Origin of the sequence: Nostoc sp. MS1, from assembly GCF_019976755.1 — a bacterium.
In the GTDB taxonomy this organism is placed as follows: Bacteria; Cyanobacteriota; Cyanobacteriia; order Cyanobacteriales; family Nostocaceae; genus Trichormus.
Genome location: NZ_AP023441.1, coordinates 591,895 through 617,005, shown reverse-complemented (window position 1 = coordinate 617,005; position 25,111 = coordinate 591,895). Strand labels below are relative to the sequence as shown.

22 protein-coding genes, 1 other RNA gene and 1 pseudogene are annotated in these 25,111 nt (G+C 41.2%); 10 read left to right on the top strand and 14 right to left on the bottom strand.

All coding sequences use genetic code 11. The features are described 5' to 3' along the window. Nucleotides 1–11: 11 nt before the first annotated feature. The 5 genes and pseudogenes from NSMS1_RS02635 to NSMS1_RS02615 form a co-directional block, all read right to left on the bottom strand. Nucleotides 12–2,759 carry an ATP-binding protein gene (locus NSMS1_RS02635; protein WP_224090695.1) on the bottom strand — a complete coding sequence of 916 codons (2,748 nt, stop codon included), beginning with the start codon at nucleotides 2,757–2,759 and terminating at the stop codon, nucleotides 12–14. 5 nt (nucleotides 2,760–2,764) lie between these two features. Then, nucleotides 2,765–3,016, bottom strand: a complete 252-nt coding sequence (locus tag NSMS1_RS02630; protein ID WP_224095042.1) for a heme NO-binding domain-containing protein — start codon at nucleotides 3,014–3,016, stop codon at nucleotides 2,765–2,767. Between the two features lie 21 nt (nucleotides 3,017–3,037). After that, nucleotides 3,038–4,092 (bottom strand): IS630 family transposase gene (locus tag NSMS1_RS02625; protein ID WP_224085966.1). Its coding sequence is split into 2 segments (ribosomal slippage): nucleotides 3,038–3,697 and nucleotides 3,700–4,092, totalling 1,053 coding nucleotides; the frame shifts between segments, so codons are not numbered across the junction. Between the two features lie 76 nt (nucleotides 4,093–4,168). Then, nucleotides 4,169–4,492, bottom strand: a pseudogene (locus tag NSMS1_RS02620) (heme NO-binding domain-containing protein); the annotation flags it as partial. A gap of 433 nt (nucleotides 4,493–4,925) precedes the next feature. After that, nucleotides 4,926–5,669, bottom strand: coding sequence for a DsbA family protein (locus tag NSMS1_RS02615; protein WP_224090694.1), 744 nt, complete (start codon nucleotides 5,667–5,669; stop codon nucleotides 4,926–4,928). A 491-nt stretch (nucleotides 5,670–6,160) separates the two neighbouring features. On the opposite strand from NSMS1_RS02615, the gene NSMS1_RS02610 reads away from it, so the two are divergent. Further along, nucleotides 6,161–7,399 (top strand): tetratricopeptide repeat protein, encoded by a 1,239-nt coding sequence (locus tag NSMS1_RS02610; protein ID WP_224090693.1) that lies wholly within the window; start codon nucleotides 6,161–6,163, stop codon nucleotides 7,397–7,399. 89 nt (nucleotides 7,400–7,488) lie between these two features. On the opposite strand, the gene NSMS1_RS02605 is transcribed toward NSMS1_RS02610, so the two are convergent. Further along, nucleotides 7,489–8,352: a sulfurtransferase gene (locus NSMS1_RS02605; RefSeq protein WP_224095039.1), complete on the bottom strand. Its 864-nt coding sequence runs from the start codon at nucleotides 8,350–8,352 to the stop codon at nucleotides 7,489–7,491. 401 nt (nucleotides 8,353–8,753) lie between these two features. On the opposite strand from NSMS1_RS02605, the gene glgA reads away from it, so the two are divergent. Further along, the gene (gene glgA / locus NSMS1_RS02600; protein WP_224090692.1) at nucleotides 8,754–10,172 is read left to right on the top strand and encodes a glycogen synthase GlgA; all 1,419 of its coding nucleotides are present in this window, start codon (nucleotides 8,754–8,756) and stop codon (nucleotides 10,170–10,172) included. Nucleotides 10,173–10,284: 112 nt separating this feature from the next. Here glgA and acsF read toward each other — a convergent pair whose 3' ends face one another. From acsF to NSMS1_RS02570, 6 genes are all read right to left on the bottom strand, one after another. Further along, nucleotides 10,285–11,361 carry a magnesium-protoporphyrin IX monomethyl ester (oxidative) cyclase gene (gene acsF, locus NSMS1_RS02595; protein WP_224090691.1) on the bottom strand — a complete coding sequence of 359 codons (1,077 nt, stop codon included), beginning with the start codon at nucleotides 11,359–11,361 and terminating at the stop codon, nucleotides 10,285–10,287. A gap of 167 nt (nucleotides 11,362–11,528) precedes the next feature. Continuing rightward, nucleotides 11,529–11,939 carry a preQ(1) synthase gene (gene queF, locus NSMS1_RS02590; protein ID WP_224090690.1) on the bottom strand — a complete coding sequence of 137 codons (411 nt, stop codon included), beginning with the start codon at nucleotides 11,937–11,939 and terminating at the stop codon, nucleotides 11,529–11,531. Nucleotides 11,940–12,054: 115 nt separating this feature from the next. Continuing rightward, nucleotides 12,055–12,450, bottom strand: coding sequence for a hypothetical protein (locus NSMS1_RS02585; protein ID WP_224090689.1), 396 nt, complete (start codon nucleotides 12,448–12,450; stop codon nucleotides 12,055–12,057). Nucleotides 12,451–12,682: 232 nt separating this feature from the next. Then, on the bottom strand, nucleotides 12,683–13,096 hold the full coding sequence (locus NSMS1_RS02580) for a phasin family protein (protein ID WP_224090688.1): 414 nt from the start codon (nucleotides 13,094–13,096) through the stop codon (nucleotides 12,683–12,685). Nucleotides 13,097–13,121: 25 nt separating this feature from the next. Then, an RNA gene (gene ffs / locus NSMS1_RS02575) (signal recognition particle sRNA small type) lies at nucleotides 13,122–13,218 on the bottom strand. 37 nt (nucleotides 13,219–13,255) lie between these two features. After that, nucleotides 13,256–13,522, bottom strand: a complete 267-nt coding sequence (locus NSMS1_RS02570; protein ID WP_224090687.1) for a YciI family protein — start codon at nucleotides 13,520–13,522, stop codon at nucleotides 13,256–13,258. A 79-nt stretch (nucleotides 13,523–13,601) separates the two neighbouring features. Between NSMS1_RS02570 and NSMS1_RS02565 the strand changes: the two genes are divergently transcribed. From NSMS1_RS02565 to NSMS1_RS02550, 4 genes are all read left to right on the top strand, one after another. Beyond that, entirely contained in the window at nucleotides 13,602–14,153 is a 552-nt protein-coding gene (locus NSMS1_RS02565) for a 2'-5' RNA ligase family protein (RefSeq protein WP_224090685.1), read from the top strand. A 152-nt stretch (nucleotides 14,154–14,305) separates the two neighbouring features. After that, on the top strand, nucleotides 14,306–14,788 hold the full coding sequence (locus NSMS1_RS02560) for a cupin domain-containing protein (RefSeq protein ID WP_224090683.1): 483 nt from the start codon (nucleotides 14,306–14,308) through the stop codon (nucleotides 14,786–14,788). A gap of 157 nt (nucleotides 14,789–14,945) precedes the next feature. After that, nucleotides 14,946–16,463, top strand: coding sequence for a thioredoxin-like domain-containing protein (locus NSMS1_RS02555; protein ID WP_224090681.1), 1,518 nt, complete (start codon nucleotides 14,946–14,948; stop codon nucleotides 16,461–16,463). A gap of 140 nt (nucleotides 16,464–16,603) precedes the next feature. After that, nucleotides 16,604–16,930 (top strand): DUF952 domain-containing protein, encoded by a 327-nt coding sequence (locus tag NSMS1_RS02550; protein WP_224095433.1) that lies wholly within the window; start codon nucleotides 16,604–16,606, stop codon nucleotides 16,928–16,930. Between the two features lie 201 nt (nucleotides 16,931–17,131). On the opposite strand, the gene NSMS1_RS02545 is transcribed toward NSMS1_RS02550, so the two are convergent. Further along, nucleotides 17,132–18,817 (bottom strand): M14 family metallopeptidase, encoded by a 1,686-nt coding sequence (locus NSMS1_RS02545; RefSeq protein WP_224090680.1) that lies wholly within the window; start codon nucleotides 18,815–18,817, stop codon nucleotides 17,132–17,134. Nucleotides 18,818–18,960: 143 nt separating this feature from the next. Beyond that, nucleotides 18,961–19,944: a YgfZ/GcvT domain-containing protein gene (locus NSMS1_RS02540; RefSeq protein ID WP_224090679.1), complete on the bottom strand. Its 984-nt coding sequence runs from the start codon at nucleotides 19,942–19,944 to the stop codon at nucleotides 18,961–18,963. Between the two features lie 133 nt (nucleotides 19,945–20,077). On the opposite strand from NSMS1_RS02540, the gene NSMS1_RS02535 reads away from it, so the two are divergent. The 4 genes from NSMS1_RS02535 to NSMS1_RS02520 all read left to right on the top strand — a co-directional run bounded on the left by NSMS1_RS02535 (nucleotide 20,078) and on the right by NSMS1_RS02520 (nucleotide 25,026). Then, nucleotides 20,078–20,413, top strand: coding sequence for a hypothetical protein (locus tag NSMS1_RS02535; RefSeq protein ID WP_224090678.1), 336 nt, complete (start codon nucleotides 20,078–20,080; stop codon nucleotides 20,411–20,413). Between the two features lie 633 nt (nucleotides 20,414–21,046). Next, the gene (locus NSMS1_RS02530; protein WP_224090676.1) at nucleotides 21,047–22,852 is read left to right on the top strand and encodes a fatty acyl-AMP ligase; all 1,806 of its coding nucleotides are present in this window, start codon (nucleotides 21,047–21,049) and stop codon (nucleotides 22,850–22,852) included. Between the two features lie 10 nt (nucleotides 22,853–22,862). Beyond that, a complete protein-coding gene (locus NSMS1_RS02525; protein WP_224090674.1) occupies nucleotides 22,863–24,671 on the top strand; it encodes an acyl-CoA dehydrogenase in 1,809 nt (602 codons plus the stop codon). Beyond that, on the top strand, nucleotides 24,640–25,026 hold the full coding sequence (locus NSMS1_RS02520; RefSeq protein ID WP_224090673.1) for an acyl carrier protein: 387 nt from the start codon (nucleotides 24,640–24,642) through the stop codon (nucleotides 25,024–25,026). Before NSMS1_RS02525 ends, NSMS1_RS02520 begins: the two co-directional genes overlap by 32 nt. The last annotated feature ends 85 nt before the right edge of the window (nucleotides 25,027–25,111 follow it).

Sequence of the window (25,111 nt, the reverse complement as noted above, 5' to 3'; positions counted from 1 at the left end):
GGAGTTTGTTGCTAAAGACAACGTAACGCGGTCATATTGGATTCCACGGACTGGACATCAAAACCTAAACCTTGGAGTTGCGTGCTTAAGCATCTGCGTAAACTAGCATTACCTAATGCTAATAGTAATCGCTTACCTAGTAATTCTGGTTCGATAGTGGTAGAGCTATCTATCGCTGAGGAATGAACTTGTAAGGTCGCTGTGAAAGAAAAACTAGAACCTTTACCTGGTTGACTTTCCACCCACATTCTCCCGCCCATAATTTCACTAAGACGTTTACTGATGGCCAGCCCCAAGCCTGTACCGCCATAGCGTCTAGTCATGGAAGCATCGACTTGACTAAAAGGCTTGAACAGTCGATGTAGGCGATCGCTCGCTATGCCGATACCTGTATCCTTAACTGCAAATTGAAACTCGTAGCGAGGAGTGGTTGCTTGCTTGTGAATCTTAGCTTTTGCTCCTATCGTGACAACAATTTCCCCAAAATCTGTAAACTTGACAGCATTACTAATTAAATTCCAGAGAATTTGCCGTATACGAGTAATGTCACCAACAATCAAAGTTGGTGTATGCGGTTCCAATTGATACATAAGTTCAATGCCCTTGGAGGCTGCTTGCGGAGCCAACAAATCCAAGGCTTCTTCTACACAAACGCGCAAATCGAAGGGTTGTTCTTCTAGTTCTAAGTTGCCAGACTCAATCTTAGAAAAGTCGAGGATGTCATTGATGATGGTAAGTAAGGCGTGACCACTGTTATGGATGGTTTCTACATAATCCAATTGCTCAGGTTTGAGGGGAGTATCTAACATTAGTCCAGTCATACCAATGATGGCATTCATGGGAGTGCGGATTTCATGACTCATCATGGCTAAGAAGTTACTCTTAGCCATATTTGCCGCCTCTGCCACTTGTTTAGCAATGCTCAATTCTTCATTTTGTAGGGCTAATAGATGAGCTTGGCGTGTTTCTTGAACCAACAATTGCGATTGGGTGAGAGCAATACCCATTTGATCGGCTAGATGTTTGAGTAGGTCTAACTCTAATTGAGTCCATTGCCTGGGGCGATCGCACTGATGGACAATTAATAAACCCCACAAATCTTGCCGGACGCGAATGGGTACAACCAGATTAGCTTTGACCTGAAACTGCTGCAAAAAGTCTACATAGCAAGGTTTTAATCCAGCCTGATACACATCACCAATGGCAGTAATTCGCCCATCTCGATACATATCAAGATAGCCATCTTGAAGACAAGGATCATAAATATCCTGGCCTAAAGTCATCGACCAGCCAGAAATTACCGCTTCTTGTACAACTTTGCCGGAACCATCAGCATCAACTTGAAAGACCAGAGCGCGATCAACCTGCAAAATGCGCTGGACTTCTTGCACCGCAGTCTGAAGAATTTTCTCCCACTGTAAAGACTGGCGAATTTCTTCGGTAATTTGCTTGAGCAATATCGCCTGTTGATATTGCTGTTTGAGGGTTTGTTCTGCTTGCTTGCGTTCGGTAATATCTAAATGGGTTCCTACCATTCTGACTGCTCTACCTTGGAAATCACGGCTGACTAATTTCCCTCGGTCGAGAATCCACTTCCATTCCCCAGATTTGGTGAGTAAACGCATTTCCATTTCATAAACAGGAGTATCACCCTTGAGGTGGGAAATGAGCCGTTGCTGCATCAAAGGAAGATCCTCTGGATGAACCAATTTATTTCTCAGTTTAATGTGGTTCTCTAGTTCCTCAGGAGCGTAACCCAGCATGGTAAACCAGCGTCGGCTACGATAAATTTTCCCCGTGACTAAATTCCAGTCCCAAAGCCCTTCCTCCACAGCATCTACAGCTAGTTTTAATCGTTCTTCACTTAACCTCAGAGCAATTTCTGATTGTTTGCGTTGGGTAATGTCAGTATATTTCCATAGATGACCATATAGTCTTTGCTCAACTACAATTGGTATATAGTCCTGTTCTAAGATACGCCCATCTGTCAGTTCCCATTCTTGATTGCGAACTATTTGCCCTTGACGAATAATCTCATCCAAGCGGCGAATAAATTTCTCTGGTTCCACAAATAAATGTTTACTAGCTTCCCCTGCTTGCTGACAATCCATGCCTTGTAAAGCCTGCGGCGCAACAGGAATGCCAAACTGATCGCAAAATTCCTGATTTACTAGCGCAATATGCCGATTTTCATCTTCTAGCAGTATACCAACCTGTAAACTTTCGATGAGTGTAGTTAGTCGTAAGGCGGTTGCTTGTAATTGGGTTCTTTGTTGTTTTAGTTTGGCTGTGAGTTTTTGTGCATCGGCGAGGGCAGCATTTTTACCCTGTAGAAGAAACAAATAATCGGAAACCGAGTCATGTAATGGAAAATCATTGATACTCAGTCCCAATTTTTGCAAATCGGCTATATCGGTAATCCAAGGAGAGCCAAGAAAAACCAAATGATCCCAAGGCTCCAAATATACCATCTGTCCCTTAAGCCCTATTTCTTGATGTTGGGATTGCAGAAGAAATAGCGATCGCGTTTGCTGGCAAAGCGCTTCAAAGTTCGCTAGGCATTTGGGACGATAGATATGAAAATGCTCTGTTAGAGAACTATCAAGAAGAATCTCAGGTTGAAGAATACGGGCAATAGCTTCACCCGATTGGACTATATTCAGTTCTCGATTAATTACCAAATGAAAAGGAAACAAAGCGGCAAATTGTTCGGCACTAAGACCAAATTGTTTCAACTGAGTATTCTGCTCAATTGTCATAATCATTACGAATCTTCGTATTGGATGGAAAAGATATCGTGATGCTCACCTTGATCACGAAAACTAGTTTGAGTAATATCAACTTTTGTCTCAAAGCGTTTTCCCAGTCCATGAATTAAACCAATTACCATCGGCGCTAAACCACAGCGACTAGATTGATAGTGGAGTTCCATCGATTTTTTATCGGTGTGGTGACAGTCAAAAGAGGGAGGACGAAGTTGAGGAAAACTTAAACCTAAGTAAGTCGTGGAGAAAATTTATAAGTATGTAACAAAGAATTAAGCAGAAGAATAAGAGTTAAATTTTACACGTTGCGTACTGTAGTTTCCCTTTTCTCCTCTATTTTGAACTCCATCAATGACAGCATAGGCAAGGTCTAATTCATCCTCAAAACTTTGAGAAGCTAGTTCATTTTTTTTCAGGTGTTGCCACTCCAATTCAATTGGATTCATCTCTGAGCAATATTTAGGTAAAAAGAAGATGTACAAACCCATCTCTTCCCACTTTGTCCATAATTGCTGAACTTCTTTGCACCGATGTATCGGGCCGTTGTCCTGAACGATGACTCTGATACGACCTGCTTTTTGGGCTTCAAGTGCTTCAAGCTCCATCATTTGAATATAGGATTTGCGTGAAACGCCACCAATCACTAGACCGTACACAAAACTAATTAGGGGTTGAAGAAACCCAATAATACTTAACCTTCGACCCCGACGCTTACTCTGCTCCAGGCGTTTTTGCTGACCTCGGAAGTAGTAACTGTAACTGGGTTCACTCCAGGCACAAAACCCTGATTCATCCATATACTTTAAATCGATTTCTCCAGCAGCAGCAGATAATTCCAACATCTCTAAGTCTGCCTGTTTGATTTGCTGCAATACTTTGTCTTGCTTTCCTTTGTGGCTTTTTCTAGTTCGCTTCCAAATGACCCCCTTTTTTTGAGTACCTGCCTTAACCAGTCAGGACTCAATTTCACGGAGCGTTCTTGCTCTAATTTTTGGGCTAATTGAACACTATTATATGTACGTGGTTCTTGCTCCAAGCATTTTTCTAAGAACGCCATGTCAGCTTCTGCCCACCTTGATTTTCCTCCCCGCCCTGCTTTCTCCCACAGTCCTTCTAGACCTTGTTTTTCCCATCTATGCAAAACTTCTCTTACTGTTTGGGCAGTCCAGTCAAAGTGATCTGCTATCTTCTCTACGTACCAACCATGTGCGCTTAATCTGATCACTTCGGCTCGGTCTTTCACTTTCTGGGGTACATCTGCCGTTCTCAGGTTGAACAAAATTTTATCTTGCTTAGGAGTCAGAAATACCCTTAAACGGCTGCCCATATCCCTGTTACCTTGGTAGACACATTTATGTATTTACTTATCTTTACACACTTTGGTTTTTTCACCTTGTTCTACTTACTCTGGCATGGAGATTATCGAGGTTTTCTATAAACTGTGGTAAACAATCCCCAACACTAGCCAATAATTCTCCATAACCTTCTTGCGCTGTGTATGTTACCCAGTATTCTCCAAAGGCTTTGAGAAGCTCATCAGCAGGTGTATTTAATACTTCACTAGCCGCACTCACCAAACTATAAGTAACATCATCGTTATAAGCATCCATTCCCACGAAAAAGTCGATATCCTCTAGCCCAGCCTTTTGTTTGATAGCTTCCCAAGTATCTTCCCCGTGGTACTTGCTAATCATGTCTTGAATTGCTTTGTTAACTAGTCCATACATTGTCTTAACTCCTTAATAAATAATACTAGTGTTATCACTTAAATACTTTTTTGTTTTTAACTTGTTTTAATATGAAAAATTACTCAGATTAGTTTAATAAAGTATTTTTTGGCTTGAATTATATTCACCGTACACATCATTTAACTTAGTATAAATTTTGGATTAAAATGACAAGCTCATTTGATATTGTGTAATATATATTACTTTTAGCTAATAGAATATCAGGATAAAATTTGGAGAGATATTTTTGCCTAAATATTTCTTTACATTCATCGCTACAGTTGGTAGAGTGATTTTTACGCAGGAGATGGAGAACAATAGCTTACTGCGCTCGATTATAGGGTCTGGTTTAAGGCGTGTTTGCTTTGAGGGTGTAGGGGTGTAAGGGTAGAAATGTGCAAGTTTTCTATACCCTTACACCCTCAACCAATAGTTAACTAGCCTCAGCTAATTTACTTTCTATATCTGATAGCTGTATGCCACCAGAGAAAGTTTTGCTGTTCATCACGAAGAAAGGTGTGCCAGCAACACCTAAATTTTGAGCTAATTGGATATCTTCACTAATTGCCGCATCAGCAAGACGGCGATCGCTGTTAAACTTCTCTAAATCAAGGTTGAGTTTTTTGGCAATATCTAAATATAAAGTTTCACCAAGTTGTTTTTGATTGGTAAACAAAGCATCATGATATTCCCAAAACTTACCTTGCTGGTTTGCCGCCCAAGCTGCTCTTGCTGCTGGCATAGCTTGGTCATGAATGGGTATCAAAGGTAGGTTTTTGTAAACCAGTGTGACTTCACCCTGATGTTTTGCTATTAGTTGTTTCAATGTTTTATGCGCCTCAGCACAGTAGGGACACTGAAAATCAGAAAATTCTACTAATACTGCTTTTGATTCAGATGCACCAGTCACAGGGGAATTACCTATGACACCTTTGGCATCGGTTTTCAGTTTTTGTAAAAATTCTTCCCTGGCTTCGTTTACTTTTTGTTGTTGTTGCTGCTGATAGGCCTGGACAGATTCGATAATTACTTCCGGGTGTTCTCGAAGAATTTGTATGACTTGCTTTTCTAGTTGGGAATTGCTACTGGCTGCTTGTGCTGGTAAAGACCAAGTTAAAACTAAGCACAGTAAGCTGAATATCATCCAATTACGTAGATGTCGAAATAATTGACGCATAGAAACTGTGAGTAAACAACACCTCACTAGTATTCCCTGGAATTTATCAAAGCGATAAACTTGTTGCAAAAATCCAAAGTCTCTAAATTCGTAGGCTGTCACATGACTACTAAAATCAAGGGTTTGAACAAAGGTATAGAGTTGTAAGTATTCAAATTCCTTCTTGGTTTATCGTAAATCCGAGGGTTTAAGACCCCTACGTCTATACGTAGTATATTTTCAGTCGGGGATTTAAGCCCCGACTGAAAATGTCTTTAATTTTGAATTTTGAATTTTGAATTTTGAATTGTTAAGTATTCCAGAGTTTGTTGACCAAAGCAAATAGTGAGTTATTGAGAAAGATTTAAAGTATTGCGTATTAAATAAAACTTGATAACTTGTGTGACATTTTTTACAAGTGTGCTATAACTTGTATTTTAAGCCAGTTAAAACAGAATAATTTTTTTGCCTATTATCAACGATTATCTAAAAGTTTATAAAGCAAAATAGCAATGAGAAATAATTTTACACAATATATAACTATTACCATAGTATTTGCAAGTCTAACTGCTTTTTTGTTAACAAATGATTTTTATTTATCATTAAGATTTTTAGGCTTTTTAATCAATCTTTTATGCTTCTGGTTATTCCTCTATATTGATATTATTATTCATGAGTTTGGTCACGCGATCGCGGGTTGGATTGTCAAATTCCCAATCAAAAAAATTACCATTGGTTTAGGACATAATCTCTTTAAATATAAATTTAAAGAAACAACTTTAGTAGTTAATCAAGGGCTACAAGGTGGTTTAACTCATCCTGGGACAATTTCCCCTGATTTCTTGCGATTGCGTTACTTTTTCTTCATTTTAGGTGGAGTTGGATTGCAGGCGATCGCAATGGGTTTAGTGATGGCTATAACTTCAGCAATAGAAAGCATTTATCCCCAGGCTTTAAGTAATGATTCCTTGCTTTCGTCGATAGTAGATAGTTTCTTCGTTTCTAATTGGATATTGATTGTTATCAACCTGCTTCCTTTCAAGGCAAATATGATGGGTGTTCCCATGCCTACCGATGGGTTACAGCTTCTAACAATCTTTTTCATGAATCAACAGAAAATCCAAGAAATTTTATTGTCTGGCAAGATTTTAGAAGGATTAGAATATATAGAAGAAAAGAAATTTACCCAGGCAGAATTACTTTTCCGTGAATGTATTGCTAGTAATTCTACATATTTAATCCCTAAAATAAATCTTTCCGTTGCACTCATCCGCCAACAAAAATTAGATGAGGCGATCACCTTGCTATCTGCTCTGCTTAAAGATTTAGAAAAAAATCCATTTCAGTTATTCATCTTTAATAATTTAGCTTGGATTTATCTCTTAAAAGGTTTAAATCAACCAGAGCTTCTTAATTTAGCTAATGAGTATTCTGAAAAAGCCATTAAGATTAGTAATCAATCTGCGTATGTTGTTGGCACTAGAGCTTGCGTGTTAATTGAGCTTGGAGAAGTTGATGAAGGCATTAAACTTTTAAAAGGGCGGGTTAATCTTAATCGAGCCGTTAATGAAACTACAAATTCGGTGATGGGTTTTTTATATTTAGCCTATGCTTACTATCTTAAAGGTGATAAAAAGCAATCTCAAAAATATTGGCAAAAAATTATTAATAATAAAGACTTGAAGTCTAGCGAATATAAACTATTATTCGACCATGTTTTAAAGAAAACAAACCATTTTGGTATGTCATAACTTTCTTATTTACTTTTAAGAAAAGCATAGGTATATCTATTTTGATCTCAAGAATTACCAAATGTAACATTTGAGTTTGATAATTTTTGTTATACATTACTAATTACATTACTATCAACGGGTAAAGTAAAATCGCGTGACCATTCATTCCAAGAACCAAAATAATTTCTAGCGTTTATTCCAGCTTCTTGCAGAGCAATTAGTGTGTTAGCTGCTCTAGAACCTTTAAAGCAGTATACATACACTGTAGACTCAGAAGTAATACCAACTGATTGACAAATCTCTAAAATTTCTACTGGCGAACGGAACATAGGTATGCCAGAATCAGTTTTCATAAACCGATGCCATTCTATCCAGATAGCATTGGGTATCCTGCCTTTGCGGGGGCAAAAATCAGTACCGTAAGGAGAAGAAATTAGCCCTTGCCATTCGTTGCGATCGCGCACATCTAATTTTATAATTGCTGGGTTATCAAGTGCTGCTAACATCTCGCTCGTAGTCACCATCATTTCAGCTTGAGGACGCAATCTAAAAATGCAGCTTTCTCTTTCAGGAACTTCATCTGTAGTGGGTAAACCAGCCGCCAACCAAGCTTGATATCCTCCATGCAGAATCGAAACTTGAGCGCAACCCAAATACTTGAGTAAAAAAGCGGCTCGACAAGATTGCCCATAACCGTTATTTATGGCATCTTCATAGACAATAATCTTTTCCCCACTAAATATTCCTAACTTGCTCATAATCTCTGCAAAATGCTCTTGCAAGTTCTTTAAACCTATAGGTGAAGAATCTTCTAAAAGATAGGTGAAAAAATCTCGAATATTTATAGATTGCGGAATGTGAGCAACAGCATAATTTTCAGGACTGCGCGTATCGATAATGGCTGTTCTTAATGATTTTTCTGCTAATAAAGACGTGAGTTCTTGAGGAGAAATGAGGAGTTTTGTTTTCACGCTTTCATATTTTTGTAATCGTCTCATTCATCATTATCGCCTTGAGAGATTTTTTACTTTGAAGTGAAGATTACAGAAACGTAAATATTAAGGTTAACGAATTAGTTAGAGGATTCATACTTAACTTTTGAACTATACTTAAACTGGAAATTTTGTACTTAAGAAATGTTTTAAAAGTATTATTGCTAACATTAGAATTTGAAAACCCCAAGCTCTTGAGGCTTCCTTTCCCTATACTTATCAGATTTCCAAACATCCACGGAGACTAACACATAAAATCAGGAGGGCTGAAAATATTGCTGCAAAACATGAAAAAATAGTAAAAGATGTAACCTATAATTAGTTACGAACTAAGAATTATAAATTACGAATTAAGCAGAATCGGGGAAACAAAAAATACCATGCGGATTCTATTTGTAGCAGCAGAAGCAGCACCCATTGCCAAAGTAGGGGGAATGGGTGATGTTGTGGGTGCATTACCTAAAGTCTTGAGAAAAATGGGGCATGATGTGAGAATTTTCTTGCCCTATTACGGCTTTTTGCCAGACAAGATGGAAATTCCCCAAGAACCGATTTGGAAGGGATACGCCATGTTTCAGGACTTTGCAGTTTACGAAACAGTTCTGCCTGGTACTGATGTTCCCTTGTATTTATTTGGGCATCCAGCTTTCGACCCCCGCAAGATTTATGGGGGAGATGATGAAGACTGGCGGTTCACCTTCTTTGCCAACGGTGCGGCTGAGTTCTGCTGGAATTACTGGAAACCAGAGATTATTCACTGTCACGATTGGCACACAGGAATGATTCCTGTATGGATGCACCAATCACCGGATATTAGTACAGTTTTTACAATTCACAACTTAGCTTATCAAGGCCCTTGGCGTTGGTATTTAGAGAAAATCACTTGGTGTCCTTGGTATATGCAGGGGCATAATACGATGGCTGCGGCTGTGCAGTTTGCTGACAGAGTAAATACAGTATCCCCCACATACGCCGAGCAAATCAAGACTCCAGCTTACGGTGAAGAAATTGAAGGGTTGTTGTCTTTTATCAGTGGCAAATTATCGGGAATTGTTAACGGTATAGATACGGAAGTCTACGATCCAGAAACAGATAAATATATTCCACAAACTTTTACGAGTGATACTTTAGATAAACGCAAAGCCAACAAAATCGCTTTGCAAGACGAAATGGGGTTAGAAGTTAACCGCAATGCCTTTGTAATCGGCATGGTGACAAGGCTAGTCGAGCAAAAAGGTTTGGATTTAGTCATCCAAATGCTTGATCGCTTCATGGCTTATACTGATGCTCAGTTTGTGCTGTTGGGAACAGGCGATCGCTATTACGAAACCCAGATGTGGCAACTAGCCTCCCGCTTTCCTGGACGCATGGCTACCTATCTCCTCTATAACGATGCCTTATCCCGCCGTATCTACGCTGGTTCCGATGCCTTCCTCATGCCTAGCCGCTTTGAACCATGCGGTATTAGCCAAATGATGGCTTTACGTTACGGTTCCGTACCCATTGTCCGCCGTACAGGTGGCTTAGTAGACACTGTAACCCACCACGACCCCACCAACGGCGCAGGTACAGGCTATTGCTTCGACCGCTACGAACCTCTAGACTTATTTACCTGTATGATTCGCGCTTGGGAAGGTTTCCGCTTTAAACCCCAATGGCAAGAACTACAAAAGCGGGGGATGAGTCAAGACTTTAGCTGGTACAAATCTGCTAAGGAATACGATAAACTCTATCGTTCCATTTTCGGCTTACCAGAAGAACCAGAAACCTCACAACCAGAGTTAGCCTTAACTCAATAATATTATGTCTGCTTAAACACTTATCATATCTTGGGGGTTGGTAATTGGTAATTGGTAATGGTAACAGGCAATTACCGACGATTACCTGTTACCCATTACCGACTAAAGAGAATTAAAGGACTGTGCCGCGTGTGGCTTCGGTGTCGATAGGTTTGATGAGGTAAAGCTTCAGCATATTCCAGAAAATAGCGATCGCCGGCGGTATTCTCTGGAAAAATTTGATAAAGTTGGGTAGCTTGTTATTGTTAATAGCTGCCAGTTTGAGGTTATTGACTGAACACTGTTCTAAGCGCCAGAAAAATTCCGGGTGGTTGGTATTCAAGATGATAGGAAAGGCTCTAGCTGAGGTGTTATTTGTCTCTTGAATCACTCTGTTGTTGTATTTGCGCGGATGAATACCAATCGATTCGTAAAATGAAGCGCGTTCAAATACTGTCATGGTATGGGTAGCGAACACAGTCAACAGGAAGAAGCGTACCCATAGCCGTGCTTTCCAAGTTTTCCATAGGGAAGACTGCGATCGCAATAATGCTTTAAAGAAATCCCCATGTCGGTTTTCATCCTGACACCAGCTTTCAAACTTCCTAAACAGTGGATAAAACTGATATTCAGGATGTTCCTGCATGTGTTGATGCACCAAAATATAACGCCAGTAGCCTATTTTTTCCGATAGGTAGACTGTATAAATAATCCACTCCGGCGGAAAAAAGGTATATGTGCGACTTTTGGTGAGGTAATTTAAGTCTAGGGACAGCCGCATATCGGACATTGATTTATTCAAGAATCCCGCATGGCGTGCTTCATCCCGTGCCATATATTCAAAAGCTTCCGCTAACAAAGGGTTACGCGATTTAATGCGGCGAGATAACTCCTTAAATAACAGAAATCCCGAAAACTCCGAGGTACAAGAACGCTCCAAAAAGTCAATAAAGGCGCGGCGCTTTTCCCCGGTAATATGATCCCAAGATTGTTTAAATTCTTCATCACGCACGAAGTGATGGCGGTTGTAGTCAGCACGCAATTCATCAACTATCGCTCTAATCTCAGTCTCATTGGCGGAAATATCTAAATTCGCCACTGCATCAAAGTCGGTGGTGTAAAACCGAGGCGTGAGTAATGTCTCCTGCACTGGCGCTTTCACACCCGGCTTTAGCGTTTGCGGTTCTGGAGTTGCAAGCGAATTAACCATGAGACTCCTTTACGTATTAAATCTCTCTATAGTTATATAATCATATAAAACCTATTTAGCAAAACAGTTAAATAATTTAAAACAAAATAAAAATTGGAAATTTGGTAATGGGTAATGGGTAATGGCGTTTTAGTTCCTACTCCCCACTCCCTACTCACTACTCCCTGTTATTTACTATGTCGCACTTCTACGACTGTGTGAACGTTTCCACGGGGAGAAAAATCGGCTTTGACAGTCACATCCAAGGGATCACACGCTGCAACAAAATCATCGAGAATTTGGTTAGCAGATTCTTCGTGGGAAATATAGCGATCGCGGTAACTGTTAATGTAAAGCTTAAGCGCCTTCAACTCCACAACACGCTCATCAGGCACATAGTTAATATGAATTGTTGCGAAGTCAGGATAACCGGAAAATGGACACTTACAGGTAAATTCCGGCAAACTGATCTCAATATTGTATCTTCTACCTACACGCGGATTAGGAAAAGTAATTAGTTGCCCTTCCGCAATGTTACGTTCGCCGTACTTAAGCTCTTGGTTAGGCTGAGATACAATCTCTGGTGAAGAATTACTCATAAATTATTAGTCCAAAATGTAAATACTACTACTAATAACTTAACATTCACCACCCCTCACGCAGCACGTGCTAAACGTGCCGCTTGCGCTAACAGCACTCAGCACTCATCACTTACTACTCCTTTTCCCAATCAGGGCAATTCCCATCATCCCACCCATGAGGATGGATTCCACAGACTAATAAGTTACCACCATAAACATGACCGTGGTAATTACTACAACCTATACAGGCGGCATTTTTTTCTGCTGTAGCTTCCACAGAGTAAGGAAATCCTGGATCAACATCTGCTACAACATCCTCTAGTTCCCAGTAAATATCCAGAATTGGCTCAGTGATATCCTGTAAATACTGGTCTACTTCATTAGCGAAAGTGTTTTGCACTTGTTCGGTAAAGTCTTCTGTTAGCTCAAAAAAGGCATCTACCATTTCACCCATTCCCAAGAGGAAGCGTTCTACTTCATCGGCCACGGTTTCTACCATTTCCATCAAATCTTTTTGCCATTGATCCATAAACTTAACGCCCTGGCTTAAATAAAATAGGACGCTTAGTGCTGCTTGGCTGAAAGCACTAAAGTACACCCTAGATCACATATATTATAGATTTTTAACTTAGTAGTAGCACATCAAGCTAACATTGTGCTGATGCTAATTCCTGTCTGGGAAGTAGTAAGAGTAGAGGAAGCACAGAGGAAAAAGCAATAATTTTTCACTCAGCACTCATTACTCAGCACCCAACACTCAGTTAATCTTTTTGCAATCTTTTCAACTCTTCTTGCAGTTCTAGCACTTGTTGACGGAGTTGATCTACATTTTCTACATTGTCTGTTGATGCCTCTCTCACCGTTGGTTCTTCGTCTTCCTCTAAAATTTCGATGCGACGAGGTTCAGAAGCTGGTGAGTTTTCTGGAGATTCAGCTGGTGCTGGTGGTTGTTGGGCTTGCTTCATCATGTCTTCCACGAAGCGACGAGCTTCTTCTGTGGTCATCTCACCCTTGGCAACCATGTCATCTGCCAGTTTTTGGATTTGCGATCGCAGTTCACTTAATTTAATTTCACTTAGTTTACCAGATGCAGAAACAGCTTTCTCACCTGCGTAAGAAGCTAACCCGACACCAAGGTAAAAAGCTTTTTGAACAATATCTCCAAAACCAGGCATTGCTGCTGATAGCTCCTAGAAATAGGGCGACCCGGAGACTACGCCTACCACAAGCATCCCGTGTTGCTGCTACCTTCCGGTCCTGACAAGGTTTAGGCGTTGCAGCCGCATAGATCCAGGTCTGTTTATAGTATAACACCAATTTTCTGTAACTGGGTGTTACTCAACCACAATTTTCCATTCGTAAAGTTTATAGTTAACACAACCGTTCTTGACCAAAGGATCAGCCGCAATAATTGCCTGGGCTTCTGCCATTGATTCTGCCTCAAATAGCAACATCCCGCCGCCAAATTGCGCCCAATAACCTGTTTTAGCTTTGTGTCCTTTGGCAATTAAATCTTTTACGTAGGCGTGGTGAGCAGGTACGTATTGATCAAAAATAGATTTGTCAACCTTACCCTCTTCTATTTTGACGAAAATCGGCATTTTACTTACAACCTTTGGAAATGATATGTTCTATAGGGTGGATTACCAACTAATTTAACTAGTTTCCCCTGATGAAATCTTGAACCATTCCCACAGCCGTTTTTTCGTCGCCTTGCTACCGCCGCAAGATATCCAAGACTACGCTAACCAAATCAAACAATATTTTGCCGACAACTACGCTAGTAGCCACGCGCAAAAGTCGCCACCACATATTACGCTGCAACCGCCTTTTGAGTGGGCAAATAATAACTTATCAGTTTTAGAAACATCCTTGAGAGAGTTTGCCAGCCAGCAACATTCAATACCAGTTACACTTAATAATTTCGCTGCTTTTGCGCCTCGCGTCATCTATATTAATGTGGTGAGGAGTCCAAAATTGCTGAGTTTGCAAGCAAATTTATCTGCACAGATGGAAGCTAACTTACAAATTGTAGACCGAGTTGGCAAGCAACGACCTTTTGCCCCACACATGACTGTGGCATTTCGAGACTTAAAAAAACAAAACTTTCACGCTGCTTGGCCAGAATTTGCCCAGCGTCAGCTAAATTTTGAGTTTACCGCCAACAAACTCACATTGTTGATTCACGATGGTAGACGTTGGCAGATTCAATCAGAGTTAGATTTTCAATAGATTGATAATGCGATCGCAGATTTTGATCTACACTCTGCCTTTTATTAGCAATAGATGAGCAAATTTGACTATTTTATTTACAAATCCCATGCTTATCTATTTATTAGTTTACATTACAAGTAATATTTATTACATACTATATAAATCTTCCTATGAAAAAGATGTCTCTGCTGCTCACTTTAGCAATGTTAGCTTTTGGCAGCGTAGTTGCTAATAGCCAGCAAACTTCCTCACCCAACACTTATACTCAATCTGTTACCCGTGATGTTTTAGCCAGTGGTTATCCCACTCAAGATCAAAAACAGATTATGGAACTGGTACGATATGCGATCGCACCCAGAACAAAATTGCCTACTCATACTCATCCTGGGATGCAGATTGTAAGAGTAGAGGCAGGAACTTTAGCTTATACTGTTGTAGAAGGAGAAGCTCAAGTTACAAAAGCTAACGGTACAAAATTAATTCTTAAAAAAGGAAAAACTACACAACTAACTGTAGGAGATTCCTTTGTTGAACCTGCTGGCATGATTCATTACGGAGAAAACCAGACAAATAAACCAGTCATTCTTTTGTCAGCTTCTCTATTTGATGCCAATCAACCAAAAGCTATTTTAAGCAATCCTCAAAATAGGTAAAGTTGATGAAGAACTTCGACTTTTGTCATGAGTAAAACCCACATTCTAGGGATTGTTATTCTTGCAAATTTTATCTACATATAATTAAAACAGCAAGCAAATCAAGGATATTAAAGCTCTAGCTGTTGATAGCCAGTTTAATCAACTAAAAATATCTATGACTCCTCGTGTAAGAGCGCCAGAACTACCACAAAATTATCCTTGGCTAAACACTGACCATCCCTTATCTATGAAGCAATTAAAGGGTAGAGTCGTGATTTTAGACTTTTGGACTTACTGTTGTATCAATTGTCTGCATGTCTTACCAGAATTGAAGTATCTAGAACAAAAATATAAAGACAGTTTGACAGTTATTGGTGTCCATTCTGGCAAATTTGCCAATGAACAGGAAACCGAAAATATCCGCCAAGCTATATTACGCTACGATATCGAACATCCTGTAGTAGTAGATCAGGGTTTTCGTATTTGGCAAGAGTATGCTGTGCGTGCTTGGCCTACATTAATGGTTATTGACCCAAAAGGCTATGTAGTTGGTTCCGTCTCTGGTGAAGGAAATCGAGATGTTTTAGACGAACTCATCACCCAAATAATTCAGGAACATAAAAACCAAGGCACAATTAATTTTCAAGAACTTAGCCTAACTTTAGAAAAACAACATCAACCATTAATCACTCCTCTAGCCTTTCCCGGTAAAGTCTTAGCTACTCCAGCCGGGTTATTCGTCGCTGACTCTGGACATCACCGCATAGTCTTCAGTAACTTCAACGGTGATATTCTGCATTTAATTGGTAATGGAAAATCAGGCTTAACTGACGGTAATTTTGAGGAAGCCCAATTTTCTGCACCCCAAGGTATGGCGTTTGATGAGGAGAAGCAAATTCTTTACGTCGCTGATACTGAAAATCATGCTTTGCGACGAGTAGACATCAAGCAGCAAACAGTAGAAACCATTGCAGGAACAGGCGAACAAAGTCGTAATATTCGTCCACATGGGGGTGCTGGTTTAACAACCGCTTTAAATTCCCCTTGGGATTTGGTAAAGGTAGAAAATACCTTGTATATTGCAATGGCTGGGCCGCATCAAATCTGGCAAATGGATTTAGCAAGCGGCATAATCAAAACTTATGCTGGTACTGGTGCAGAAGGCTGTTTTGATGGTTCCTTAACAGAATCAGCTTTTGCTCAACCTAGTGGCATTACTACTAATGGAAATGAATTGTACATTGCTGATAGTGAAATTAGTTCTATTCGTGGTGTAGGGCTGGTAGAACCTCAACAAGTCAGGACTGTTTGTGGTAGCGGTGATTTATTTGGTTTTGGTGATGTGGATGGACAAGGGGAAAATGTCCGGTTACAGCATTGTTTAGGAGTTGAATATTTTCAAAATTATTTGTGGGTAGCAGATACATATAACCACAAAATCAAAATGGTTAATCCTCACAGTGGTAATTGTCAAACAGTCTTGGGAAATGGTTCTGCTGGGTTACAAGATGGTCAAGGGAAAAATACTAGCTTTTTTGAACCATCAGGCTTGAGTGCGATAGATTCCTACTTATTTATTGCTGATACAAATAATCATGTAATTCGGCGTGTGGATTTGCAGACGTTGGAGGTAAAAACAGTAGAATTTAATGGTTTGTGTTCGCCTGATATTTGTATTCCGAAAGGTTTTTAAGCTTACGTATACCCCTAAAGCGAAACCCGCAGGGTAGGCGCAAAGACGCAAAGGAAATTTTGTTGAGATATATATGGCAGTTTTCCTTAAAGAAGTGATGGGCAATGCCCACCCTACAAAATATTAAAAGTCATTACTTAATGAATACCATCCTCCACATTACCAAACGCCAACAATGGGAACAAGCCAAAAATATTGGTATTTATCGTGCTGAATCACTTGAGACTGAGGGATTTATTCACTGTTCTAACGCAACGCAAATAACTAAGGTTGCTAATAGATTTTTTCAGAATCAAACAGAAGTCATATTACTTTTTATAGATTCTGATAAAGTTAAATCTGAAATCCGTTATGAGATGGCTGATGGAGAATTGTTTCCTCACATTTATGGTGAATTAAATCTTGATTCTGTGTATCAAGTGATTGACTTTGAGCCAGGAGAAGATGGGTTGTTTGAGTTGCAATGAGGGTTTTAAAATAACCACAGAGGCACGGAGGCACAGAGATTAAAGTTTAATGATTGTGCTTGTTGAAATAAGTTACTTTGAATGATGCTTATTAATATAGCCTCAATTTATATATTAGCGATCGCCTTTTAAAAAACAGTTCCAACACTTAGAAATTGTAAGTTATTACCCGAAGATAATGTGAGTCTTTGTAGCCAGTAGCTAAACTAATATCAATTCAGTACGGACAACGCCAGCGCGTTGATGACGGGCTAAGAGTTTTACTTTTGTACCCAAAGACGCTCGTACTACCCACTCTACCTTGAGGCGATCGCTTGTTGGATCACTTTGTCTTCTGGTAGGGGTTGAGGGTTTGTAAGCACGCCCTTCTAATTGGCCTAGTTCCTCTTGTGCTTTACCTACTTCCAAACTAGCGCCATTTGGTAATTCAATCTCAAAAATACAACCCCGCACAAGTTTCTTCTCTAAAGCTTTCTGGGTGATGTAACTAGGTAGCCAACCTGTATTTTGCACAACTAAACGCACACGATACAAATCGTTCCCCAAACCTTGGTAACTAGCATCGTAAATTTCCAAGCGCGGAGAGATTAACAAATGCCAAACCAACCACTCAGGAAAAGTGGCTATCTCTTTCTCTAAAAAATCTGAAGGTGGATTTGCCCAAGCATACATGGTATCCCATCCACCCAATTCGATTTTACCAAGTTGGGGATGTTCAAAAGGAAACCAATCAACATAACCTTTACCCCCAAGCTGTTCATCATTCCAACGCAATAATTTCAAGTCATCTTCTAAAGGATGTTCTCGTTGCCAGTCTGTATACTTGTAATCAGTAATTCCAGCTTGGCGCTGCGGACTCCACACTTCTACAGTCCAAGCAAATAAACCTTGATACTCATAAGCCCAATCATCGAATGTACCTGTAATACAATCTTTGGGATTGTAGCGGAAATCATGAAACGCAGAGATAGCCGGATAGCCAGTAATTTCTGTACCCTTGTCACCAATTTTTTGATAAGTGCGGATGTCATTGACTGGAAACTCATCATCACTCCTATCTGTGTAAGGACGGATGAGAACGCCGCTATAAGTATGAAAAGTGATAGCCCCGGTTATGTTATGATGAGTGGTTACAAATTGGACGAGCGATCGCACTTCCGATTCAGATGTAGGATAAGGCCCAGAACCAGGCTGCTCAGATTCTTGTCGCCACAAAGCTGGGAAATTGCGGTTCAAATCTAGCCCTTCCTTGGGACGCTGTACCTTAATTTCTACCCCATCGTAATTCTCTATCCATCCTTCCGGTAACACCCGGTAATATTGACCACCCGTTTCTGTAGGTTCACGACGCACCAATAAACGCGGTTCACTAGGACATATTTTCCAAGCTCCATTATCATCGGGAATACGCATCAGTAAAACCCGACCATCACCATCCATATCTTCCATCACTAACCCCTCGTTGTAATCATCATCATGGGGATAGGGACGGGTAGAAGAACGCAGAAACCTTGGTTTATCCGCTAACGCCAACTCCGCACCATCGGGGTTAACGCGGGGACAAATATAGAAAACGCGACTATCTAAACAACGAGTAATATCTGGGTGTGTACCGTAGGCTGTAACTAAAGTTTGCAAAAAATAGAGACAAACGCTGGAAGGTGCGAGTTCAATCGCATGAATATTACCATCAACCCATAATCCTGGTTTTTCTTCATCCGCACCTGTAGCAAAGTTGGTAACTGTTAACAACCAAATGTCCCGACCTTCATAACTCTTACCGATACTATCAATCTTGATGAGTTGAGGAAACTCCTGTGCATATCCATGCAGAATTGTTGTCAGTTCCTCGTAACGGTAATATTTATCAAAGCGAACATCTGGCATAATGAACTCTCTGCTCCACCCGTTGTCATCAATCTACAATACCACTGTTGTTGGAGATGAGGGAGTGGGGGAGAGGGGGAAGACAAAGGAGATAAACAAATGTCAACTGTCAACTGTCAATTGTCAATTGTCAACTAACCTTTCTATGGATACTCATGAGAAACAAAAGGAATTTCTACTATTTCTCCCTCAACATTTCCTACTTGTACTTTTAAACCTACACCACCAGCTTTAGAGCGAATATATCCTAGCCCAAAATGACCATCGGGAGTTTCTGTATAACTGGTGAGTTTACCTGCTTTTTCCTCACCAATAGTAATAGTATCACCTACTTGTGCTGGGGCATTGAGGCGAATACCCCAGAGATATTGTTTGACACCTTTGTATGTATTTAATCTGGCGATAGTTTCTTGCCCAATATAACAACCCTTGTTAAAAGAAATAGTCTGCCATAATCCTACTTCCAAGGGATTGTAATCATCAGTTAATTCTGCATCTGGTGCTGGTCTTCCTTGTAATATACGTAGGGTATCCCAAGCGCGATCGCTCAATTCTACCGCGCCTAGTTCTAGAATTTTTTGCCACACTTGCTGCTTTTGGTCTACTGGTAAAATTAATGTATATCCAGGAGAAGCCAAACCACTACCCACAGCAACGATAACGCCCCCATCAAGGGTAATGTGATTGCCGTATGCTTGATCAATAATTGCGCCAGCACCTAACTTTTCCATTACCGCATCACTACCAGCCCCAATAATACTGAAGGTTGCAGTTTCCTCTGTAATATCTGTTAACTGCACCTTATCAGCAAAGAAGATGTAACGGTCTAACCATTGCAGCAGAAATTCGCGGCGATTTGGTGAAACTAACAATAATACTGCATCATCGAGAACATAGCCACTTACTAAATCTATAGTCCGGGCTGTTGATGTCACCATCACCGTATCACAGCCTTGTCCTGGTTTCAGCTTTTGGAAATCATTAGTGCTTTGATTGTGTAAAAACCGCAGACGCTCATCATCCCCAACACGGATACGTCCCCAATGAGAGCGATCGCATACAGCAACTCCTGCTGTTGCAGCTTGGATAGCGGCTGCGTCTTTACCGTCAATTGCAGATGTTGGCATGATAGTCAAGCGTTAAATTTAATTTATGTTAAATAACTCTAGAAGTAATTGCTTTAGATATATCCTATGTTATGTTGACATATCGCAAAACATATTTTTTCCATTAAATGCTAACATTATCCCCAAAAAATTAATGCTCGATTTTTCCACTTTCGCTGAGTTCTCCCGTACCAACTGTATTGGTATTTGTGCGTTTCTTGTACCAGCCAACCTCCTCACTACATTGTTGACAGTTATTCTGGCTATACTTGGTCGCTCAAGTCATCAAATTTGGCGGAGTGTCAGCCTTGCAAGTATTTTTGCTACATTCATGATTTACCACGTATATACATGGTTTATGATTGGCGTAGTTATGCTCCCTACGTATATTTTGTTAGCTTTAGCCATTACTTGTTTGCTAACTAACTTCGTCTCTGTAATTCTGCACAAACGCTACTTTTGTCACCAGAATATTTCGCAAAATGCTTAGTAGCAAAACTTGCTAGTGAGTGCGAAATAAAAAACTCCATACCTTGTGAATGAAGTGAATGAAACTCCTGCCAATTGTCAATTGTCAGGGGCTTTTGATTTTTTTAAATTGCTTATAAAGAAACAGGACATTAATGAAATCAAAATGATGACACGCGAATAGCACAATAATAACAGCTTACTTGGTTACATAACTATAACATTCCGTTCTCAGATCATCCTCGACGTAACTCCGCGCTTTTAAATTTTTGATCACTACACTACAAAATAACTAATGAGTAGTACTAAATAATTAAAAATTTTCATAAGAAATTTATAATCCCCTCACAGTACTACATCCTAACAAGTAATTTAAAAGCTGATTAAATCAAGACTTTTGGTAACAGTATGATACTTAATAGGGTAGATTGAGTGACAGTGTAAATTTATTTTTTTAGTGAAAATACCGAAAACATCTTCCTATATAGAGATTGGTTGTGTCAATATTACTGAATTAATAGGTAAAAAAATCCCTGGCTAGCTTATATCTGAAGCAGCGAATCTGCCAAAAGATTCAGGTATAAGATGACCTAGTTTCTGAAAATCCTTCAGAAACAGTAAATGACTCACCGCCTAACTATCCCTAGAGTTGCCAATGACAAACGTCTCTACCCTCGTTGAACTACTACGCGCTCGTGCTACTCATCAGCCGGACAAGCTCGCCTATACGTTCCTCGTTGACGGGAAAACAGAAGGCCCCAAATTAACATACCAAGAACTGGATCGTCTAGCCCGTGCCATTGGTGCATTGTTGCAGAAACATCATGCCCAAGGAGAACGTATTTTGCTGCTTTATCCACAGGGATTAGATGTCATGGCAGCATTTCTGGGAAGTCTTTACGGCGGAGTCATCGCTATACCAGCCCCCCCTCCTGATGCTGGTAGATTAAAACGTGCTTTGCCTCGGTTAAGGGCAATTGTCAAGGATGCAAATGCCAAATTTGTTTTCACCAACCAGCACTTATTGAGTGTTCTGCAAGCAGCCAAACTAGACTTTCCCGAATTTGAGGAAATGACTTGGTTTGCCAGTGAAGAAATCGACTTAGAACTAGCAGACCAATGGCAATACCCAGATATTAAGCCGGATACTTTGGCATATTTGCAATATACCTCCGGCTCCACTTCTACACCCAAAGGTGTGATGATTAGTCACCACAACATCATGCACCACTGCTCCTGCCTACAAAAAGCCTGTGGTTATGATGATGAGAGTGTTTCCATCACCTGGATGCCATACTTCCATGATTACGGACTGGTAGAAGGGCTGACCGTGCCAATCTACAACGGACATCCCTGCTATGTCATGTCTCCCATGTCCTTTGTGAAACAGCCAGTACGTTGGTTACAAGCAATTTCTCGCTATCGTGGTACTCATAGCCAAGCGCCGAACTTCGCTTATGAACAGTGTATTCGCCGCGTCAGCGATCAACAATTAGCTACCCTCGATTTGAGCAGTTGGGTGGCAGCTGGTAACGCCGCAGAACCAATTAACCCCAAAGTTTTGGAAGAATTTTTTGAGAAGTTTGCCCCCTGTGGCTTTAAGTGGGAAACCTTCGCCCCTGCTTATGGTTTGGCAGAAAATACCCTGTTGGTGTCCACAAGCTCCAGAAACAAACCACCTGTTCTCTGCTTGGTAGAAAAATCGCAAATTGAGCAGAACAAAATTGTGGAAGCGACTCACTGGCATGATGGAGTCCGGGCTATACCTGGATGCGGTCGTTTAGTTTGTGAAACACAGGTAGCAATTGTTAACCCAGATACTTTACAACGTTGTGCGCCTGATGAAGTCGGTGAAGTATGGGTAGCAGACCCCAGCGTGGCAGGTGGTTATTGGCAACGCCCACAAGAAAGCGAAAGCACCTTCCGCGCTCAGATTGCCGATACACAAGCAGGCCCCTTCCTGCGTACAGGTGATTTAGGCTTTATGTGGGGTGGCGAGTTATTTATTACCGGACGGATCAAAGACTTAATTATTATCCGGGGTACTAACCACTATCCCCAAGATTTGGAGTGGACTGTACAGCAAATTCACCCAGCCCTACGCCCAGACTACGGCGCAGCCTTCTCTATCGATGTGGATGGAGTCGAACAACTGGTAGTTGTTCAAGAAGTGAAACGCAATGCCGAAGAGTTTAATCCAGACGAGGTTTTGACCAATATTAAGCAAGCGATCGCCGAAATTCATGAATTACAAGCATATGCTGTAGTGCTTGTCAAGGCCGGTAATGTCCTCAAGACTTCCAGTGGCAAAATTCAACGACGGGCTTGCAAAGCCAGCTTCCTCGGTGGTGAGTTGGAAGTTTTAGCTGACTGGAGTGAAAACCCCAAATATACAGCCAGTTATCGGCGACTACAAGGGGAAGTAGATTCCTTGCTCCAAAAAGTGCAAGTTGCTCACTAAGGAGGAAATTATGCAGCCACTCAAGCAATATTGGATCGCTGAAGCATTAGAGAAGGACTTAGGCGACCCCACCAACCCAGATAGTGTAATGTCATTCAAACAGGTAATTGACCTGGATGAAAAAGAAGAGTTTCCCCATGAGATCATCAACTGGCTCTACAACTGGAAACTCCAGCACTACTACATTCCCGCAGAGTGCGGTGGTGAATTTACCTCCTTCGATGAGTTTATCGCCTTTGTGCGGGTGCTTTCCCGTCGTGACCAAACAAGTGCGATCGCCTTTACCACCATGTTCTGGTCATACCTGACATGGATGGCAGGCACAGACGAGCAGAAGCGCACCTTGGCCAGCTTTATGAAAGATGCTAACGGGGCAATGTGCCTCGCCTACTCAGAAAAAGCCCACGGTAGCGATTTGCTAGCTAGTGATGTCCGCGCCAAAAAAGTTCCCGGTGGCTACATCCTCAACGGCGAAAAATGGCCCATTAACCGCGCCACCATCTCCGGTGTTACCTTCGTCTTAGCCAAAACCGACGAAGCAGGCGGTGCGCGTAGCCTTTCTCTATTCATGGTAGAAAAGAGCAAAATTGACCCCGCCAACTACACCCACCTACCAAAAATCTACACCCACGGCATTCGCGGTTCTGATATGAGCGGTATCCGCTTTGAGAACTGCTTCATCCCCGAATCTATGCGGTTAGGTGCAGAAGGTGTAGGGTTAGAACTGGCACTCAAAGGCTTCCAAATCACTCGCGCCTTGTGTGCTGCCTTTTCCCAAGGAGCTGCTGATACCGCCCTGCGGACTACCCTCAAGTTTGCTTTGGGAAGACAGTTATATGGGAAAACCGTCTTTGATATGCCCCAACCCAAACGCACATTGACAGATGCGTTTCTAGATATCCTGATTTGTGACTGTGCAACCATTGGCGTTGCCCGTGGCTTTAACACCATGCCAGAGCAAATCAGCGTTTGGTCAGCCGTGGTGAAATACTTCGTCACCACCACCTTAGAAACAGTCGTGCAGAATGTCTCTGTCGTTTTGGGGTCACGCTTTTACATGCGTGAGGAACACGACTGGGGCATTTTCCAAAAAGTACTGCGGGATAACGCCATCATCAGTATGTTTGATGGCAGTACTGTAGTTAACCTCCATGCCCTGTTGCTGCAACTACGTCAGCTAACCAAGTCCCGCGTCAAAAACGCGGGACGCAACCAAGACACCTTACAAGCACGTTTACAAGCCACCTTTGATTTAACCCAGCCCCTACCTGCTTTTGATGGGAAGAAACTGGAACTAGTCAACCGGGGTGGAGATGATGTGCTGCAAGGACTAGAACTAGCGCTGACATCCCTATCTGATTTACAAACAGACTCCCACCTCAATAGTGAGGTGTTGCAGCAAATTATCCAACTGCTCCAGATGGTGCAGGAAGAGTTGAAGACTCTTGATCATCAGATTACAGAGTCTACCTTCCAGTTTGGGCATGAACAAGCACCAGAAGTCTTCGACATAGCAAAACAATACTGCGTTCTGCACGCGGCTTCTAGCTGTGTTTATATGTGGCTTTACAACCGTCATCATTTAGGAGACTTCTTTGCTAGCGGTGAGTGGTTGGCTCTAAGCCTCCGCAAACTGCTGCTAACCTTCCGCCCTGCCAAAGCATTGCCAACGCGCCTAAGCGACGAGGCAGTTAGCCAAGAGTTAGTCCGGTTGTACAACCACAATCGGATGTTTTCTATCGTTCCATTCCAATTAGCACAACCTCAGCAAGAAGAGATTACGACCGATGCAACTCAAAGACTCCAACTCCAAGCCTAGCAGCAGCAACGCCGTTGACACCATTCAAGGATGGTTAGTTAATCAAATTGCCAAACAATTGGGAATTAATGCCCAAACCATCAAAATTACCGAACCCTTAACTCGCTACGGGCTAGATTCTATCGATTCAGTTACTATCGTCGGTGAATTAGAAGACTGGCTCGATGCAGAATTGCCCCCCACCCTACTCTGGGACTACCCCACCATCGAAAAAGCCTCTCAATATCTAGTGAATGAAGTTGGTGTCACCCCTGCGGAAACAGCAACTCAAGCAACAGAAGTTACAACCAAGCCTCAAGAAGCACCTAAAGAAAAAGCTTGGGGCGGTTTGTGGAACAAAATTAGTGGCAGTTAATTAATTCGTAATTCGTAATTCGTAATTCGTAATTCTAGGCTCAATTACGAGTTACGAATTAGTAATTATTAATTATCATGAGGGT